The 17,598-nt window shown below is 66.5% G+C and carries 18 protein-coding genes; 10 read left to right on the forward strand and 8 right to left on the reverse strand.

What is annotated here, in order from left to right; genetic code table 11:
- Positions 1-18: 18 nt before the first annotated feature.
- Positions 19-2,670, reverse strand: a complete 2,652-nt coding sequence (locus ACFOOQ_RS20485; protein ID WP_379729565.1) for a glycosyltransferase — start codon at positions 2,668-2,670, stop codon at positions 19-21.
- 174 nt (positions 2,671-2,844) lie between these two features.
- Positions 2,845-3,348: an Lrp/AsnC family transcriptional regulator gene (locus ACFOOQ_RS20490; protein WP_379729567.1), complete on the reverse strand. Its 504-nt coding sequence runs from the start codon at positions 3,346-3,348 to the stop codon at positions 2,845-2,847.
- Between the two features lie 106 nt (positions 3,349-3,454).
- Here ACFOOQ_RS20490 and ACFOOQ_RS20495 point away from each other — a divergent pair, with 106 nt between their 5' ends.
- The 3 genes from ACFOOQ_RS20495 to ACFOOQ_RS20505 are packed head-to-tail and all read left to right on the forward strand — an operon-like array spanning position 3,455 to position 6,003.
- Positions 3,455-4,417, forward strand: coding sequence for a DMT family transporter (locus ACFOOQ_RS20495; RefSeq protein WP_379729568.1), 963 nt, complete (start codon positions 3,455-3,457; stop codon positions 4,415-4,417).
- Positions 4,418-4,419: 2 nt separating this feature from the next.
- The gene (locus ACFOOQ_RS20500; RefSeq protein WP_379729569.1) at positions 4,420-4,797 is read left to right on the forward strand and encodes a VOC family protein; all 378 of its coding nucleotides are present in this window, start codon (positions 4,420-4,422) and stop codon (positions 4,795-4,797) included.
- A gap of 3 nt (positions 4,798-4,800) precedes the next feature.
- The gene (locus ACFOOQ_RS20505; protein WP_379729570.1) at positions 4,801-6,003 is read left to right on the forward strand and encodes a pyridoxal phosphate-dependent aminotransferase; all 1,203 of its coding nucleotides are present in this window, start codon (positions 4,801-4,803) and stop codon (positions 6,001-6,003) included.
- Between the two features lie 18 nt (positions 6,004-6,021).
- On the opposite strand, the gene ACFOOQ_RS20510 is transcribed toward ACFOOQ_RS20505, so the two are convergent.
- Positions 6,022-7,215: a class I SAM-dependent rRNA methyltransferase gene (locus ACFOOQ_RS20510; RefSeq protein ID WP_379729571.1), complete on the reverse strand. Its 1,194-nt coding sequence runs from the start codon at positions 7,213-7,215 to the stop codon at positions 6,022-6,024.
- Positions 7,216-7,289: 74 nt separating this feature from the next.
- Here ACFOOQ_RS20510 and ACFOOQ_RS20515 point away from each other — a divergent pair, with 74 nt between their 5' ends.
- The 3 genes from ACFOOQ_RS20515 to ACFOOQ_RS20525 all read left to right on the forward strand — a co-directional run bounded on the left by ACFOOQ_RS20515 (position 7,290) and on the right by ACFOOQ_RS20525 (position 9,245).
- Positions 7,290-7,700, forward strand: a complete 411-nt coding sequence (locus ACFOOQ_RS20515; RefSeq protein WP_379729572.1) for an HIT family protein — start codon at positions 7,290-7,292, stop codon at positions 7,698-7,700.
- A gap of 72 nt (positions 7,701-7,772) precedes the next feature.
- A complete protein-coding gene (locus ACFOOQ_RS20520) occupies positions 7,773-8,111 on the forward strand; it encodes a SemiSWEET family sugar transporter (RefSeq protein WP_379729573.1) in 339 nt (112 codons plus the stop codon).
- 60 nt (positions 8,112-8,171) lie between these two features.
- Complete coding sequence (locus tag ACFOOQ_RS20525) at positions 8,172-9,245, forward strand: TAXI family TRAP transporter solute-binding subunit (protein ID WP_379729574.1); 1,074 nt, start codon at positions 8,172-8,174, stop codon at positions 9,243-9,245.
- A 22-nt stretch (positions 9,246-9,267) separates the two neighbouring features.
- Here ACFOOQ_RS20525 and ACFOOQ_RS20530 read toward each other — a convergent pair whose 3' ends face one another.
- Entirely contained in the window at positions 9,268-9,930 is a 663-nt protein-coding gene (locus ACFOOQ_RS20530; protein ID WP_379729575.1) for a glutathione S-transferase family protein, read from the reverse strand.
- A gap of 94 nt (positions 9,931-10,024) precedes the next feature.
- Here ACFOOQ_RS20530 and ACFOOQ_RS20535 point away from each other — a divergent pair, with 94 nt between their 5' ends.
- On the forward strand, positions 10,025-11,413 hold the full coding sequence (locus tag ACFOOQ_RS20535; protein ID WP_379729576.1) for a leucyl aminopeptidase family protein: 1,389 nt from the start codon (positions 10,025-10,027) through the stop codon (positions 11,411-11,413).
- A gap of 238 nt (positions 11,414-11,651) precedes the next feature.
- Positions 11,652-11,840, forward strand: coding sequence for a hypothetical protein (locus tag ACFOOQ_RS20540; RefSeq protein ID WP_379729577.1), 189 nt, complete (start codon positions 11,652-11,654; stop codon positions 11,838-11,840).
- A 68-nt stretch (positions 11,841-11,908) separates the two neighbouring features.
- On the opposite strand, the gene ACFOOQ_RS20545 is transcribed toward ACFOOQ_RS20540, so the two are convergent.
- From ACFOOQ_RS20545 to ACFOOQ_RS20555, 3 genes are read right to left on the reverse strand one after another with little or no spacing between them, the layout of a single operon-like run.
- Positions 11,909-12,394 (reverse strand): TfoX/Sxy family protein, encoded by a 486-nt coding sequence (locus tag ACFOOQ_RS20545; RefSeq protein WP_379729578.1) that lies wholly within the window; start codon positions 12,392-12,394, stop codon positions 11,909-11,911.
- Positions 12,395-12,397: 3 nt separating this feature from the next.
- The gene (locus ACFOOQ_RS20550) at positions 12,398-13,153 is read right to left on the reverse strand and encodes a slipin family protein (RefSeq protein WP_379729579.1); all 756 of its coding nucleotides are present in this window, start codon (positions 13,151-13,153) and stop codon (positions 12,398-12,400) included.
- A gap of 5 nt (positions 13,154-13,158) precedes the next feature.
- Complete coding sequence (locus tag ACFOOQ_RS20555; RefSeq protein ID WP_379729580.1) at positions 13,159-14,577, reverse strand: NfeD family protein; 1,419 nt, start codon at positions 14,575-14,577, stop codon at positions 13,159-13,161.
- Positions 14,578-14,750: 173 nt separating this feature from the next.
- Here ACFOOQ_RS20555 and ACFOOQ_RS20560 point away from each other — a divergent pair, with 173 nt between their 5' ends.
- Together ACFOOQ_RS20560 and ACFOOQ_RS20565 are read left to right on the forward strand one after the other, a co-directional pair.
- Positions 14,751-15,986, forward strand: coding sequence for an adenylate/guanylate cyclase domain-containing protein (locus ACFOOQ_RS20560; protein WP_379729581.1), 1,236 nt, complete (start codon positions 14,751-14,753; stop codon positions 15,984-15,986).
- Between the two features lie 2 nt (positions 15,987-15,988).
- Positions 15,989-16,753 (forward strand): alpha/beta hydrolase family protein, encoded by a 765-nt coding sequence (locus ACFOOQ_RS20565; RefSeq protein ID WP_379729582.1) that lies wholly within the window; start codon positions 15,989-15,991, stop codon positions 16,751-16,753.
- A 13-nt stretch (positions 16,754-16,766) separates the two neighbouring features.
- Here ACFOOQ_RS20565 and ACFOOQ_RS20570 read toward each other — a convergent pair whose 3' ends face one another.
- Positions 16,767-17,531 (reverse strand): GGDEF domain-containing protein, encoded by a 765-nt coding sequence (locus tag ACFOOQ_RS20570; protein WP_379729583.1) that lies wholly within the window; start codon positions 17,529-17,531, stop codon positions 16,767-16,769.
- Between the last annotated feature and the right edge of the window lie 67 nt (positions 17,532-17,598).

The raw sequence follows: 17,598 nt of genomic DNA on the forward strand, positions 1-17,598 counted from the left end.
GGGAGTGTGCGGGGCCGGCTATTGCGCCGGACTGCCCTGTTGCGAGGGAATGTCGGTCGGCTTGGCCGCAGCAGGCTTGTCCGCCGGCGCCGCCGAAGGCGCGTCCGGCCGGCGTCCCATGGTGCTGATCGTCGCCAGCGCCAGCGACGCCCAGTAGGGCACCGACTGCGCCCACATCACGATCGCCCAGAGTCGCGCTTCCGGATCCTCGCCGCCCTGGAAGTTCCACATGCCGATGCCGGCCAGCAGCAGCAGGGCGCCGAGCAGCACCTCCTCCTGCGCCATGATCAGCGCCTGGATGACCGCCGCCTGGCCCTCGTGCTTGGGCGTGCGGATGAAGGGCAGCTTGGAGGTGAACAGGCCATACAGCATCGCCTTGGCGATGGTATAGGTCAGCGCCAGACCGGCGAGGCCGGCGCCCATGCGCTGGCGGAAGCTGCAGGGTACGCGGATTTTATACAGCCACAGGAACTGCGCCAGCTTGGCGCCGAACACGGCGACGACCGGCAGCAGGAACAGCGCCAGCGGCAGTTCGAAATACTTCGGCAGGATCAGCACGCCGACCGTCCACACCAGCGAGGCGATGGCGAAGATCAGGCCGAGCGCATCGGCGAACCACGGCATCCAGCCGGTGACGAAATGGTAGCGCTGCATCGGGTCGAGTTTGCGCTCGTCGCCCGGCAGCATGTCGCGCCAGTGCCGCTTGATGATCTGCACCGCACCATAGGCCCAGCGGAAGCGCTGGCTCTTGTAGCCCGAGAAGCTGTCGGGCGTCAGGCCGTAGCCATAGCGGCGGTCGGTATAGACCGAATGCCAGCCACCGGCGAGCAGGCGCAGGCCCATCTCGGCATCCTCGCAGATGCACCACTCGGCCCAGCGCCCGACATGGTCGATGGCGGCGCGGCGCACCAGGGTCATGGTGCCATGCTGGATGATGGCATCGCGTTCGTTGCGCTGGACCATGCCGATCTGGAAGAAGCCGGCATATTCCCAGTTGATGAATTCCTTGAAGGTGTCGCCCGGCCAGTCGTAATGGTCCTGCGGCGCCTGCACGAAGCCAATGTCCGGGCGATCGAAATACGGCACCAGCGACTTCAGCCAGTCCGGTTCGACCAGATAGTCCGCATCGATCACGCCGACGATCTCGACATCCGGCGCGGTATTGTTCAGCGCGAAGTTCAGCGCCCCGGCCTTGTAGCCCTTGAGCGGCGCAACATGGAAGAAGCGGAAGCGGTCGCCCAGCGTGGCGCAGTATTCCTCAACCGGCCGCCAGATCTTCTCATCCTTGGTATTGTTGTCGATGATCAGGACTTCGAAATTCGGATAATCGAGCCGCGCCAGCGCATCCAGCGTCTTCTTCAGCATCTCCGGCGGCTCGTTATAGGCCGGCACATGGATCGACACCTTCGGCCAGCTGCGGTCGACGTCCGACGGGAACGGCAGGAAATGCCGCTTGCGCCGGCTGGCCCAGATCACTTCCGACAGTTCGAGGCCTTCCGCCAGCACCACCATGAACAGCAGCAGCAGCAGCGGCAGCAGCATCGCCCACATCAGCGCGATGCCGGGACTCATGTAGGTGCGCAGGCCGGAATCGACCACCATGACCAGCGCCGAGGTCACCAGCTGGATCAGCGCGCCGAAAAAGAAGCGGCCGAAGAAACGCAGCTCGGACCAGCGCGCCAGGAACCAGGCCATCAGCGGCAGGGCCAACAGCACGCTGGCGGCGGCCAGCTGCGGCCAGTGCGGCCGGTCGTTGACCGGGCCGACCATGGGGAATTTCGGCGTGCGGTCGGCGGTATAGATGCCCCAGTAGGCGCCGACCGAGCCCTCGATGTTGCGCTTCCACGGCTGGTCGAAGGCTTCCTGGATGAAATAGTCGAGGCCGCGCTGGTTGGCGGTGTTGAGGAAGGCACGCAGGAAGCCGGCCTGGGTGGTCGGGCTCGGCACGGCATCGCGGCGGATGCGGCCTTCCGACGGCCAGCCGATCTCGGTGATCACCACCTTCTTGGTCGGATAGGCATCCTTGACCTGCTGGTAGCGGCTGAGCGCATATTCCATCGCCTTGTCGGCCGGCTGGCCTTCCCAGTAGGGCAGCAGATGGATGGCGATGTAATCGACTTCCTTGCCGAGCTGCGGATAGCGCAGCCAGATATCCCAGGTCTCCGGTGTCGACACCTCGACATGGCGGCCGGACAGTTCGGTGCGCACGCGGCGGATATACTGGATCAGATCCTGGATCGGCATGTCGCCGCGCAGCAGGGTCTCGTTGCCGACCAGCACGCGGTGCACGTTGTCCTGCGTCTTGGCGATGCGGACGAGATTGGCGATTTCCTGTTCGTTGCGCTCAAGCCGGCTGTCGAGCCAGCTGCCCTGCACGACCTCGAGGCCATAGCGGTCGGCGATCTCGGCGATCTTGCCCTGGCCGTCGAGTGTCGAGTAAGTGCGGATCTGCCTGACCTGGCCGGCCAGCAGCTGCATGTCGCGCTCGATGTCCTTGTCGCTCGGCATCTTGTCGCCGCGCGGATCCTGATCGCCCTGGAACGGCGAATAGTCGACGCCATTGATCAGCTGCCCCCAGGGGCGCGGCTCGACCGGGCGGTTGAGATAGGCCCAGCCGGCAATGTTGACGGCGGCGATCAGGAGAAGGACGAAAAGTCCCGAGTAGCGCATGGCTGCCCTTGGCGAAATGATGACTGCAGAACGCCGGCAGCGGCCGTTGATCTCGCCTGATCCCCCGGCCGGACGTGATCCGGTCCGGACGGGTTCTAGGCTGGTAATATGGCGGCTTTGCGGCGACCGGCGGACTATACGGGGGCGTCGGAAAAGAGTCGAGAGGACAGCCGGTTATCGTCCGGTAATGCCACGCGCGATACTGCCCCCGCCGATCGGCAGCGGCCCGTCGGCCTTGACCGCGCGCAGCACGAAGTTGGAGCGGATGTCCTTGACCATCGGCAGCACCAGCAACTGCCCGGTCAGCAGCCTTTCGTAGGCGGCGAGGTCGGCGACCACAAGCTCTGCGACAAAATCCGGCTCGCCCGACACCATATTGGCCGCCACCACCTCCGGCATCGCCTCCAGCGTCTTCTGCAGCGCGGCGGCATTCTCCGCCGAATGCTTCTCGACCTTGATCTCGATATAGACGGTGAGGCCAAGGCCGAGCCGGCCGCGGTCGAGGATGGCGCGATAGCCGCGGATATAGCCTTCCTGCTCCAGCCGCTTGACCCGGCGCAGGCAGGGCGACGGCGACAAGCCAACCCGGTCAGCCAGCTCGACATTGCTCAGCCGGCCGTCCGCCTGCAGGGCGGCGAGGATTCGCCGGTCGAATTCGTCCAGCCCGGAATCGGGCATGATCCACCTCAATTTCGACCCGTGAAGGCCTGTTGTTGCTGGAATCTAGCGTTTCAAGGCACAAATGCGCAAGGACATGCCGACCCCGGATATGCATGATGCCGCCATGACCAACACTGCCCCGCCGCTTCCCGTCCCGCCGGCCCCGCTTGCCGCCGCCGACCTGCTGCCGCGCGACCGCCTGCTGGGCGTCGGCGCCGCGCTGGTCACCATCGTGATCTGGGCCAGCTTCATCGTGGTCAGCCGCTTCGGCGCCACCCACAGCCTGACCGTCTGGGACGTCGCCTTCCTGCGCTACGCGCCGACCACCCTGCTGCTGGCGCCGCTCTGCGTGAAATCCTGGCCGCGGCTGCGCCAGGCCGGCCCGCTCAAGCTCGGCCTGATGGCGGTCGGCGGCGGCATGCCCTTCCTGCTGGTCGGCATGAGCGGCATGCAGTTCGCGCCGGCCGCCCATGCCGGCGCCATGATGCCGGGCGCCATGCCGCTGTTCGTCGCGCTGTTCGCCGCGGTGGTCTTCGGCGAACGCTATCCGGCGGTGCGGCTCGGCGGTTTCGCGCTAATCGTCGTCGGCGTGCTGGCCATCGGCGGCTACCATCTGTTCCTGCTCGGCACCGGCTACTGGCGCGGCCATCTGCTGTTCCTGACCGCCGCCGCGCTGTGGGCCGGCTATACGCTGGCGCTGAAGCGGGCGGCATTGCCGGCCCTGCCGGCCATCGCCTTCATCTACGTGCTGGGCGGCGCCCTCTATGCGCCGGTCTATTTCCTCGCCCTGCCCTCGCATCTGGCCACCACGCCCTGGCCGGAGATCGGCCTGCAGCTGGTGCAGGGAATCCTGTCCGGCGTGATCAGCCTGTTCACCTACAGCGTGGCCGTCACCCGGCTCGGACCCACGAAAGCCGCCGCCTTCGGCGCACTGGCCCCGGCGCTGGCAGCCGTCGCCGCCATTCCGCTGCTCGGCGAATGGCCGGACACCGCAAGCTGGGCCGGCATTCCGGCCATCGTGCTCGGCGTGATGTTGGCCAATGGCGCATTTGGTGGTAAACCTGCATCTAACCTTAAAGGAGGTTAGATATGTTCGACCACATCTCCATCGGCGTAAGCGACCGGGCCCGCAGCACAGCTTTCTACGACGCGGCGCTGAAGCCGCTCGGCATCACCCGGCTGTATGACGGTGAGCACGGTGTCGGTTATGGCACGACGCGCGCGCAGTTCTGGCTCAATCCCAGCACCAGCCCGGCCCCGCGCAATCCCGCCTCCGGCTGCCACATCTGTTTCCGCACCGACAGCCGCGGCGCCGTGCAGGCCTTCCATGCCCTGGCGCTGAACCATGGCGGCGAGGATGACGGCGGCCCCGGCATCCGCCCGCAATATGCGCCCGGCTATTATGCCGCCTTCGTCTGCGATCCCGACGGCTACCGCATCGAGGCCGTCACCTTCTCCGCCGAGTAAGCCATGCCCGCCGCACCCGACCTGCCTGCCGCTTTCGCCCCGCCGCCGCAGCCCTCGCCGCGCAGCGATGTCGAGATCTACCGCATGTGGGAGATCTACAAGGCCGTGAATGCCCGGGTGAAGGCGGGCGGCGAAGTCGTCAACCTGCTGGTCGGCGAACCGACCCTGCCGCCGTCGCCCAAAGTTGTGGCGGCAGCCAGCCGGGCGCTGAGCGACGGCCGCACCATCGGCTATACCGAGGCCCTCGGCATGCCTTCCCTGCGCGAGGGCATCGCACAGCTCTATCGCCGCCGTCACGGCCTCGACATCCCGGCCGCGCGCATCGCCGTCACCGTCGGCACATCGTCGGGGCTGCTGCTGGCCTTCCTGGCCGCCTTCGAGGCCGGGCAGACCGTGGCCGTGGTCGAGCCGAGCTATCCGGCCTATCGCGGCACGCTCAAAGCCGTGAACCTGGTGCCATACCGCCTCGGCACCGATGCCGCGACGCGCTACCAGGTGACGCCGGCGATGATCGACGCCTTGCCGCCCGAAGTCGCCGGCGTGGTGGTGGCGAGCCCGGCCAACCCGACCGGCACCATGCTGACGGCGGCCGAGTTGAAAGCCATTCATGCCGCCTGCCGCCGCCGCGGCCTGTGGCTGATCGTCGACGAGCTGTATCACGGCGTCACCTACGACCGCCCGGCCGACACCGCGCTGGCCGCCGGCGACGACGTCATCGTCATCAACGGCTTTTCGAAATTCTGGGGCATGACCGGCTGGCGCATCGGCTGGCTGGTGCTGCCCGAACGGCTGGTGCCGCGCATCGAGGCGCTGCACGGCAGCCTGCAGATCTCGGCGCCGACCCTGTCGCAGATCGCCGCCATCGCAGCGCTGGAGACCGACGACGAAATGACCGCCCGCGTTTCAGCCTACGCGCGCAACCGCGACGCCCTGCTGGCCGCCCTGCCGCGTTTCGGCATCACCCGCTTCGCGCCGCCCGACGGCGCCTTCTATCTCTATGCCGATATCGGCGATTTCACCGACGACAGCGTCGCCTTCTGCCGGCGCATGCTGGACGAGACCGGCGTGGTCACCGCGCCGGGTGTCGATTTCGACACCATGCAGGGCCGGCATTACCTGCGCTTCTCGTTCTGCATGGACGAGGCGGTGGTGGCCGAGGCGATCCGCCGGCTGGAGTCGTGGTTCGCCGCACAGAACCGACGATAGCGGACCGGCGCCAGCGGCTCAGTCGAGCTGCAGCACCTGCCATTTCAGATAGGCGCTTTCCGGCACATGCGGGTGCACCGGATGGTCGGGGCCGGCGCCACCGGAGAAGACGATCCGGCCGTTGCGGCCGGACTGGCCGAGGCCGATGGCGACTTCCTTGGCGAACAACTCGCCCGGCAGCAGATGGGCACAGCAGGCGACGAACCAGAAGCCGCCCGGCGCCACCAGCGGTGCCGCCAGCTTGGCGAGCTTGCGATAGGCGCGGCTGCCGGGGCCGAGGTCCTTGCGGCTTTTGACGAAGTTGGGCGGATCGGTAATGACGATGCCGAAGCGCGCGCCTTCCGCGTTCAGTTTCTCCAGCGCCTCGAAGCCGTCCGCCTTCTCGAACCGCGCGATGCGGTCGAGACCGTTCGCTTTCGCCGCCTGCGTCGCCAGCGTGATGCCGAGTTCGGACCGGTCGATGCCACGGACCGATTTCGCGCCGGCCTTTGCCGCGGTCAGCGCGAAGGCACCGGTATGGCAATAGCAGTCGAGCACATCCTGGCCGGCTGACAGCGACGCCATCTTCGCGCGCGCCTCGGCGAGGTCGTAATACCACCCGGTCTTCTGGCCTTCGAGCAGGTCGAGGGCAAACTGCAGGCCGCCCTCCTCCACCTGCGGCAGCGGATCGATGCTGCCCTGCGCCAGCCGGATCTCTTCTTCGAGGCCTTCCAGCTTGCGCACCGGTGAATCATTGCGCAGCACAATGGCGCGCGGCTGCAGCACCGCCTGCAGGGCCTGCAGCAGCAGTGGCGTCAGCACCTCCGCACCGGCGGTATTGGCCTGCACGGCAACCGCATCGCCGAAGCGGTCGATGATGAAGCCCGGCATGCCGTCGGCCTCCGCATGCACCAGCCGATAGAATGGCGCGCGGAAAAAACGCTGACGCAGCGCCAGCGCGCTGTGCAGCCGGGCAGCGAGGAATTTTTCGTCTATGCGCGCACCGGTGTCAGTCGACCACAGACGTGCCGCAATCAGCGAATGCGGATTGAAACTCGCGACGCCGATGCCGCCGCCATGGGCATCGAACACGCGCACCAGACTGCCTGGCGGCAATGCCTTCGCCGTTTGGTCGAGTTCCAGTTCGTTCGAGTATATCCAAGGGTGGCCACCCTTAACGCGTCGTTCCTCGCGCGGTTTCACGCGCAGAGCGGGCAACGATGAAGCAGGCATGGACAAGCCCTCAGGGTTTGGTTTATCTGCGCGATCCGATATCCGATCGGGACAGGGAAAGCGAGCTTTATAAGATGTTCACACTGCACGACCAGTTGCGCCGCGACACGCTGCCTGTCTGTCGCATGAAGCTTTGCCTCGTGCAGCTGATGAACGACGCCCAGTACCCTTGGCTGATCCTGATCCCCGCCGCCGAGAACCTGACCGAGATCGCCGACCTGAACGAAAAGCAGCGCAAGCTGCTGATCAACGAGATCGCCCAGGCCGAACGCGTCCTGCTGCATGTGTTCCAGCCGCACAAGCTGAATGTCGGCGCACTCGGCAACATGGTACCCCAGTTGCACATCCATGTCGCCGCCCGCTTCCGGGAAGACCCGGCCTGGCCGGGACCGATCTGGGGCAAGCTGCCGGCAAAGCCCTATGACGACGGCGCGCTGCGCGCTACAATCGCCAAGCTGCAGAACGCCTTCATCGCGCGGGTCTGACGCCGGGCGGCCCGGCTTTCACGTCCTGGCCGCCTGCCCGTCTTTCAGGTCCCTCTGTTCCGGTGTGACACCATGTCGGATCCCGTGCTTTCCAGCGCCATGCTTTCCACTGACGCCATCGAACTTGTCGGCATGATCGCCGGCGGCCTGACCACGCTGGCCTATGTGCCACAGGTGGTGAAGGTCTGGCGCAGCCGGTCGGCCCGCGACATCTCGCTCGGCATGTTCCTGCTGATGAATGCCGGCATCCTGCTGTGGCTCGTCTACGGCCTGCTGATCGGCTCGCCCGGCCTGATTGCCGCCAATGGCGTCACGCTCGGCCTGACTGTTGCCGTGCTGGTCGCCAAGCTGAGATTCGACCGCCTGCCCACCGCCCCCGTGCTCGCCGAGCCGGCATCAGATTCAGTCTGAGCCCTGTGGGCTTGTATGCCCGGACTGGCGGCCCGTCCGTCGCCAGCGTATAATTGAAGCATGCGCCGCCGGGATTTCCTCGCCTCATCCGTCGCGGCCGGCATCGCTGCCGGCCTGCTGCCGGGTGGGGCCGTCACGGCAACAGCCCAGGACAGCAGCGCCCCCGAAGCATCGGCTGGCGCTCCGGCTGGCGCTCCGGCCGGCGGCGGCAGCTTCTTTCGCATCCTGACCGGTTCGGCCCATACCACTGCCTTTCCGGTCGGCACCCTGATCGCCTCGGCGATTTCCAATCCGCCGGGCAGCCGGCCCTGTGACCGTGGCGGCTCCTGTGGCGTGCCGGGCCTGATCGCGGTCGCCCTGACCAGCCCCGGCTCGGTCGCCAATATCGCCGCCGTCACCAACGGCAGCGTCGAATCCGGCTTCGCCCAGGCCGACCTGATCTATTCCGCCTATAGTGGCGAGGGCGTCTATTTCCGCCGCGCCAAGCAACCTAACCTGCGCGTCCTGGCCAACCTGTATCCCGAGACGGTGCATCTCGTGGTCCGCCGCGGCAGTGGCATCGACAGCATCACCGACCTGCCGGGCAAGCGCCTCTCGATCGATCGCACCGGCTCGGGCACCCGCTTCAATGCCGAGATCATCCTCGCCGCCTATGGCCTGCGGCTGAACCAGATGAAAGTGCTGGAAGTCGATCCCGGCGAGGCCACCGATCTGCTGACCCGTGGCGAACTGGATGCGTTTTTCCTGATCTCGGGACAGCCGGCGCCGACGGTGGGCGATCTGACCGCGCGCGGCGTCGCCGATCTGGTGCCATTGGCCGGCAAGCAGATCGACGGTGCCTTGAAGCGCCACCGGTTCTTCAGCCGCGATATCATCCCGCTCGGCACCTATACCGATGTCGGCGAGGTCGAGACGCTCAGCATCGGCATGCAGTGGGTGGTCGCCGACAGCCTGGACGAGGATCTCGCCTATCAGGTGGTGCGGGCCCTGTGGCGCCCGCAGAACCGCAAGATTCTCGATTCCGGCGTCGCGACGGCGCAGAAAATCCGCCTCGGCACCGCCGTCACCGGCCTGTCGACGCCGTTGCATCCGGGCGCCGAACGCTTCTACCGCGAACTGCGCCTCATCACCTGAGGCCCGAGTGCCTGGGCGCCGGTCAGTTCTCCGGCAGCGGCGCCTCGCCCTTCGCCCCGGCGATCCAGTCCTGCATCGCCGGATGGGCATAGATCGCATCCACATAAGTCGCCGAGACCGGATCAAGTTTCACGCCGTAGGTGCGAAAGCGGGTCGCCACCGGGGCATACATGCAGTCGGCGACACTGAAGCGGCCGAACAGGAAGGGCCCGCCCTCCTCACCCTCGATGTCGCCGAAGCGGCCGCGGCAGTCCTGCCAGATCTGCTGCACCCGGGCGATGTCGGCGCGGGCTTCCTCGCCGGCAACGCCGGAGGTCGTGCCCTTGCTGTGAATGTCCATCGGCAGGTCACGGCGCAGGCCGGTAAAGCCGGCATGCATCTCGGTCGACACCGCGCGGGCGACGGCACGGGCGCGCGGGTCGGACGGCCACAGGCCGACATAGGGAAACGCCTCGGCGAGATACTCGCAGATCGCCAGACTCTCCCAGACCAGCAGGTCGCCATGGGTGAGTACCGGCACCTTGCCGGCCGGCGAATGGGCGATGATCTTCGCCCTGGTCTCCGGCTGGCGCAGGGTGACCATGACCTCCTCGAAAGGCTCGCCGGTGGCTTTCAGCGCCAGCCAGGGCCGCAGGCTCCAGCTCGAGTAATTCTTGTTGCCGATAACGATCACGAGGTCGGCCAAGGTCGGTCTCCGTCTGTTTCGTGGCGCTGCCAAAACCCTTATAAACGAGAGCCATAGTGCCGCCCAGCCACGAGTTCCGTCGAAGAGGCCTGCCGTGACCGCCACCCTGACCGCCAAGACCCCCGCCGCCACCCCGGTCGAGACCTATACGCCGAAGCAGTGGACCGCGCGGCGCAGTCGCGAAAAGCCGGCCGTGACCGCCTGGGCCGCCGCCCAGGGTTTTACAGCAAAGCCCGGCCAGGTGCTGGTGCTGCCCGACAACCGCAGCGGGCGGGCGGCCCGCGTGCTGGCCGGGATCGGCGAGACGCCCGACCTGTGGTCCTGGGCCGCCATCGCCCAGGCCCTGCCCGAAGGCGAATACCGGCTGGCCGACAGCAAAGCCGGCGACGATGCGGCGCTGGGCTGGGCGCTGGCCGGCTACCGCTTCGACCGCTACCGCAAACCGGCCGCCGGCAAGAAGGGCAAGCCGAAGCTGGTCTGGCCCGCCAAGGCCAACCGCGCCCGCGTGATCGCCCTCTACGAGGCCATCGTGCTGGCCCGCGACCTGATCAATACCCCGGCGGCCGACATGGGTCCGGCCGACCTGGCCGAAGCCGCCCGCGCCGCGGCACTGATCGGTGGCGCCCAGTTCAACTGCATCATCGGCGACGAACTGCTGGAACAGAATTATCCCATGGTGCATGCGGTCGGCCGTGCCTCCAATCGCCTGCCGCGCCTGATCGACCTCGTCTGGGGCAACCCGAAGCACCCGAAACTCACTCTGGTCGGCAAGGGCGTCTGCTTCGACACCGGCGGCCTCAACCTCAAGCCCTCGGCCGGCATGCTGCTGATGAAGAAGGACATGGGCGGCGCCGCTGTGGTGCTGGGGCTGGCCACCGCGATCATGGCGATGAAGCTGCCAGTGCGGCTGCGCGTGCTGATCGCCGCAGTCGAGAACAGCGTCTCGGGCAATGCCATGCGGCCGGGCGACGTGCTGACCAGCCGCAAGGGGCTGACCGTCGAGATCGGCAATACCGATGCCGAAGGCCGGCTGGTGCTGGCCGATGCGCTGGCTGAGGCCGATGGCGAGAAACCCGACTGGCTGATCGACTGCGCGACGCTGACCGGCGCTGCCCGCGTCGCCGTCGGCCCCGACCTGCCGGCGCTGTATAGCAACGACGACGCGATGGCGCAGTCCCTGCTCGAGGCCGGCCGTGCCGCCGCCGATCCGCTGTGGCACATGCCGCTGTACAAGCCCTACCGCGAATACATCGAGGGCAAGGTCGCCGATATCAGCAATTCGGGCGACACGCCGTTCGCCGGCTCGATCACGGCGGCCCTGTTCCTCAACGAATTCGTCGAGAAGACGAAGTCCTGGGCGCATCTCGACATGTTCGCCTGGATGCCGCGTGCCCGGCCCGGCCGCCCGTTCGGTGCCGAGGCCACCGGCCTGCGCGCCATGTTCACCGCCATCGAAAAACGCTACGCCGGTCGCCGGCGCTAGACTCGCTTTCCGTCTTTGCGACGGCCGCCCCAACCGGGGCGGTAACAGCGGGCTGCTCTGCCCGCTGCGGTTGGATAAATCCCGGTTTTCCCGATCTTTCCTGCTGTTTTTTTGCCCCGATCACAGGCTGGTCACAGGGGTCACAGGCTTGTCGGTCGCGTGGTCACAGGGCCGTGGCTAGGCTTCTTTCCAACAAGCCAAGTGCATTTCAGAAAATTCTTTGACAGGAGATACGACCATGCCTTTCCCCGGAATCGCTTTTTTCATCGTCCTCGCTTTGCTGCAGTTCTTTGTTGTCGCCGATAATCTGGTCAGCTGGTTCCATCTCGACGAGATGATCGCCGTGCAGGTCGCGGCGTTTCTCAGCGGCCTGCCTTTATTCGCGTGTTTCTACCTGATGCGCGAAGAAGCCGATATAGATGCCTGAGGAAGCATCTGCTCCGCCGGCTGGCGGGGATTGATCAGCCGTCATTTCGCGGCATGGAAACAGGGCGCTCACCGAGCGTCCTGTTTTCTTTTGGGAGCGGCTTTTCTTTTGGGCACGGCTGTCTTTTTCACCGCCTTCGGCTTCGACATCTTTACCGTCTTGGGTTTCGCCGCGGGCTTTTTCGCCGCCTTCACCGCCGCCGGCTTCACGCGTTTCGGCTTTTTCGTCGTCGCGGCGATGCGAATCGCATCCATGGCCCAGCGCCGCAGTTCGTCCGGGTCCATCAGCACATCTTCGGGCAGTTCGTACCAGCGCTGCACCTCGCGCCGGCCGGTGCTGCGGGTATACCAGAAGGGCTCCATGCCGGCCGCCTGGTAGCGCGGCCGCGTCGCATCGTCGACCACGAAGAACAGCCGGCTGGATTTGGTGATCATGGCGAACTGCACGCCATCCATGGTCAGACCGGTGCCGGAAAAGAACCGCACCGGCCGCACCGGACCCAGTCCCGCCATGCAGTCGAGCACGAAATCCACGTAATCGCTGTCTGCCGCCATCGGCTATGGCTTCCCGAGCTTGTCCGTCAGGTTCCGTATCATGTCGAGCGGGAAGGGAAATACAATGGTCGAGCTGTTCTGCGCACCGATACTAGCCAGCGTGCTGAGGTAGCGCAGTTGCATCGCCTCGGGCCGGCCGCTCATGATCTCGGCGGCCTCCAGCAGCTTCTGCGCCGCCTGCAGCTCGCCCTCGGCATTGATTACCTTGGCGCGGCGCTCGCGCTCGGCCTCGGCCTGGCGGGCGATCACCCGGATCATGCTCTCGCTGATATCGACATGCTTGATCTCGACATTGGCCACCTTGATGCCCCAGGCATCGGTCTGGGTGTCGAGGATTTCCTGGATGTCGTGGTTCAGCTTGTCGCGCTCGGACAGCATCTCGTCGAGGTCGTGCTTGCCGAGCACCGAACGCAGGGTCGTCTGGGCAAGCTGGCCGGTGGCGGCGAGATAGTCGGCCACCTGCACGATCGCCTTTTCCGGATCGACAACGCGGAAATACAGCACCGCGTTGACCTTGACCGAGACATTGTCGCGCGAGATCACATCCTGGCTTGGCACATCAAGCACCACGGTGCGCAGGTCGATACGCACCATCTGCTGGATGAAGGGCACCAGGATGATCAGGCCGGGACCGGAAACCCCGGTGAAGCGGCCCAGCGTGAACACCACGCCGCGTTCGTATTCGCGCAGCACGCGGATCGCGGCCGCCAGAAAAACGACCACCAGCACGACGACCGGCACATAATAAGACATCTGCATCCACATCATCCTGCTCCTTGGCGATTGTCTGTTGAGGACGGTCGGTCGCTGTCGAGCGGCCGGACCACCAGGGTCAGCCCCTGAAGCCTGGTGACCCGCACCGCGCTGCCGATATGCAACTGGTCGACCCGCGCCGGATCGGCGGCAGCGGCCTGCCAGCGTTCGCCATGCACCAGCACATGACCGACCGGGCCCTCCCAGTCGAGCACGCGGGCCGGGGCGCCCAGCATCTGTTCCGGCCCGGTCACCACCGGTCGCCGTCGTGCCCTGAGCGCCAGCCGCAGCACCACGAAGATGAAGCCGAGGCTGAGCGCCGCCATCAGCGCGATCACCGGCCAGTCGACGGTGAAGGCCGGCATGTCGGTATCGATCAGGATAGTGGCGCCAAGCGCGAAGGCGATCACCCCGCCGATGCCGAGCGCACCGACCGAGGGCGTGAACATCTCCGCCACCATCAGCACCACGCCGAGCAGCATCAGGCCAAGCCCCGCGTAGTTCAGCGGCAGCACTGCCACGCCATACAGGCCGGTCAGCAGGCAGATCGCGCCGATCACGCCGGGGAAAAAGACGCCCGGATTCATGAATTCGAAAATCAGGCCGTAAACGCCGATCATCATCAGGATCAGCGCCACATTGGGGTTGGTCACCACCGCCAGCAGTTCGCTGCGCCAGTCGGGATCGAGCGGCACCACGGTCAGTCCGCGGCTGTCGATAGCGAATTCCGTGTCGCGCAGTTTCACGACACGGCCGTCGATCTGGGCAAAAAGGTCGTCGAGACTGCCGGCCAGCAGGTCGACCACATGCTGTTTGACCGCCTCGGCCGCCGGCAGGCTGGCGCCTTCGCGCACCGCCTGTTCGGCCCAGGCAACATTGCGGCCGCGCAGGTCGGCGAGCGCCCGGATATAGGCGGCGGCATCGTTGACGATCTTCTTTTCCATGGCGGTCTTCGGCGGCGGCCCCTTGTCCTTGCCTTCCGCTGGCGTGTCGTCACCGTCGCCAAAGGGCAGACCGCCGCCGCCCATCTGCACCGGCGTCGCCGCGCCGAGGTTGGTGCCCGGCATCATCGCCGCCACATGACTGGCATAGAGGATATAGGTCCCGGCACTGGCCGCCCGGGCGCCGGATGGACTGACCCAGGTGACCACCGGCACCGGGGAATCGAGGATCGCCTTGATGATCGCGCGCATCGAGCCGTCGAGCCCGCCTGGCGTGTCGAGCCGCAGCACCACCAGCGCGGCCCTGCGTTCGGCCGCCGCCGCCAGTCCGCGCACGACATAATCGGCAGTGGCAGGGCCGATCGCATCGGCAACCCGCAGGATCACCGCCGTGCGGCCCGCTTCTTCTGCGGCTGGCAGTCTGGTGGCAAGGCCCAGGCCTGTGGCCAGCAGCAGCGCCGCAATGACGGCAACAGGCCGGCGTGTCATGCCGCCGCCGCAGCGACGAAGCATGGCCTGCAGGACATCCGGTATCCGCAGCACAGCCATAGCGATGATTATGGGGTGACCGCGCGCCGAAACCCAGCCCGGAGTGGCAGAAATCGAGCCATGCTGCACTGCGGCCGGTGGACTTTTCCCGGCAAATATCGACAATGCCCGGCATGCAGGACAGCGACATCGAGCGGATTGCCGGCTGGCTGGTCGAACGCGGACTGGCCGGGATATCGGAATACGAACTGCTGAAGGGTTTCAGCGAACTGTGCCGCGAAACCGGTCTCGATCTCTGTCGCTCGCTGGCCTTCATCGACACGCTGCATCCGGTCTACGAGGGTCGCGCCTTCTTCTGGCGCCATGATGGCAGCCAGGACCAGTGGCAGGTCGAATACGGTCCGACCAGCGACGGCGAGTCGGCGGACGAATGGCAGAAGACCAGCTTCTATCACCTGCTGACCACCGGCGGCAGCGAACTGCGGCGCCGCTTCTGCGACGGTGACCCGCCCGACTTTGCCCATCTCGAGAAAATCCGCGACGAGGGCCAGACCGATTACGTCGCCCTGCTGCACAGGTTTCCCGGCGATAACCACATCGGCGAGATGGATTGCTTCTACTCGCACTGGACCACCAGCCATGCCACCGGCTTCTGCGACGACGATCTGGCGGCGATGCGTCGCCTGGTCCCCGCGCTGGCGCTGGCGGTCAAATGTACTTCGCTGGCCCGCGTCGCCGGCACCCTGGTCGAGGTCTATCTCGGCCGCGATGCCGGCCGCCGGGTGCTGGGCGGCCGCATCGCCCGCGGCGTCGCCGATCGCATCCATGCCGTGCTGTGGTTTTCCGACCTGCGCGGCTTCACTGCGATCACCGACACGGCGGCCCCCGACGAGATCATCCCGCTGCTGAATGACTATGCCGATGCGGTGATTTCTGCCGTACACGAGGCCGGCGGCGACGTCCTCAAGCTGGTCGGCGACGGCACGCTGGCGATCTTCAAGTCGGCCGATGCCGGCGATGCCTGCCGCCAGGCGCTGGCAGCGGAAGCCGACCTGCGCCGGCGTGTCGCCACCCTGAACGCGCGCCGCACGGCCGAGGGCCGGCCGGTCACCTCGGTCTATCTCGGCCTGCATGTCGGCGATGTCTTCTATGGCAATATCGGCAGCAACGACCGCCTCGACTTCACCGTGGTCGGCCCGGCCGTCAACGAGGTCAGCCGCATCTCGTCGATGTGCCGCTCGGTCGACCAGGGCGTGCTGATGTCGGCGGAATTCGCCGCCGAGGTGCCGGAAGCCTATCGCGACCGCATCGTTTCGGTCGGCCGTTACGCGCTGCGCGGCGTCGGCCGGCCGCAGGAACTGTTCACCCTCGACCCGACCCGGCGCGAGCCGGCTGCCGCCGGAGACTGATCATGCCCGCACAATCCGAGAAAGTATCCTTCACCGGTGCCCAGGGCGACACGCTGGCGGCGCGGCTGGAACTGCCGGCCGGCCCGGTGCGGGCCTATGCGGTCTTCGCCCATTGCTTCACCTGCTCGAAGGATATCTATGCCGCGAGCCGCATTGCCGGTGCGCTGGCCGAACGTGGCATCGCCGTGCTGCGGTTCGATTTCACCGGACTGGGCATGAGCGAAGGTGAATTCGCCAATACCAATTTCTCGTCGAACGTGGCCGACCTGCTCTGTGCCGCCGATTACCTGCGCCAGGAACACCAGCCGCCGGCCATCCTGATCGGCCACAGCCTGGGCGGGGCTGCGGTGCTGGCCGCCGCCGGCGAGGTGCCCGAGGCGCGCGCGGTCGCCACCATCGCCGCACCGGCCGATGCCGTGCATGTGGTGGAAAACTTCAAGGCCGACCTGTCGACCATCGAGCAGTCGGGCATGGCGGTGGTCACACTCGCCGGCCGCAATTTCACCATCCGCAAGCAGTTCCTCGACGATGTGCGCGGCCAGAAGCTGCTGCACAAGGTGGAAATGCTGAAACGCGCCCTGCTGGTTTTCCATGCGCCGCGCGACCTGACCGTCGGTGTCGAGAATGCCCAGCAGATCTTCCAGGCCGCCAAACATCCGAAGAGTTACGTCTCGCTCGACGATGCCGACCACCTGCTGTCGCGCCAGGCCGATGCGATCTATGTCGCCGATGTGCTCAGCGCCTGGGCCTCGCGCTACATCGGCTGAAACGGCCCGCCCGTCAGCGCCGGGCGGCGCGGCGGGCCAGCTTGTGGCTGTACATCATCTGGTCGGCGGCAGCGAGCGCCGCGCCGGGGTCCTCGCCGGGCTTCAGCGGATAGACGCCATAAGCGGCATCGAGCTGCAGCACCTTGCCTTCCCAGTGCAGCGGCCGGCGGCGGATCGCCTCGGCCAGATGGTCGGCTTTCTCGCGGCCCTGCTGGGGGTCGGTCTCGCTGAGGATCACGCCGTATTCGTCGCCACCGAGCCGGGCAACGATGTCGCTCTCGCGGGTGTTGTCGAGCAGGATTTGCCCGACCTGGATCAGCGCCGCGTCGCCGGCGCCATGACCTTCCTTGTCGTTGATCTCCTTCAGGCCGTTGAGGTCGAAGTAGATCAGCACCGAGGGGCGGTTGTAGCGCTCGACATGGGCCATGGCGCGGCTCAGTTCGCGCACGAAAGCCCGGCGATTATACAGCGGCGTCAGGGTGTCGCGGTCGGCCAGCCGCTCCAGCTCGGCCAGCCGGTGCTTGGTGCGGTTGAGTTCGCCGCGCAGCTGGTCGACCTCGCCCATCAGCCGCATGATCGCGTCACGCACCCTGGGTGTCAGTTCAGTCTCCGGGATGCCCATCACGGTGGCGGTGGCGCCGGCCTCGGCCACCGGCTGGGCCGCCTGCGGCGCCGCGGCACCACCGATCAGCGTCGGGCGCACGGTGCCGCCCGACGAGCCTATCGGCGTCGTGCCCGTCCCCAGACCTACCGGCCGGCGATCCTCGATTCTCGACATGGGCCGTAATCGCCCCCTTCTACGGCATATTCCATGTTTCATGCCGCATATGGTGTTAACAAATCAT

Source organism: Ferrovibrio xuzhouensis (genome assembly GCF_042648965.1).
Lineage (GTDB): Bacteria > Pseudomonadota > Alphaproteobacteria > Ferrovibrionales > Ferrovibrionaceae > Ferrovibrio > Ferrovibrio xuzhouensis.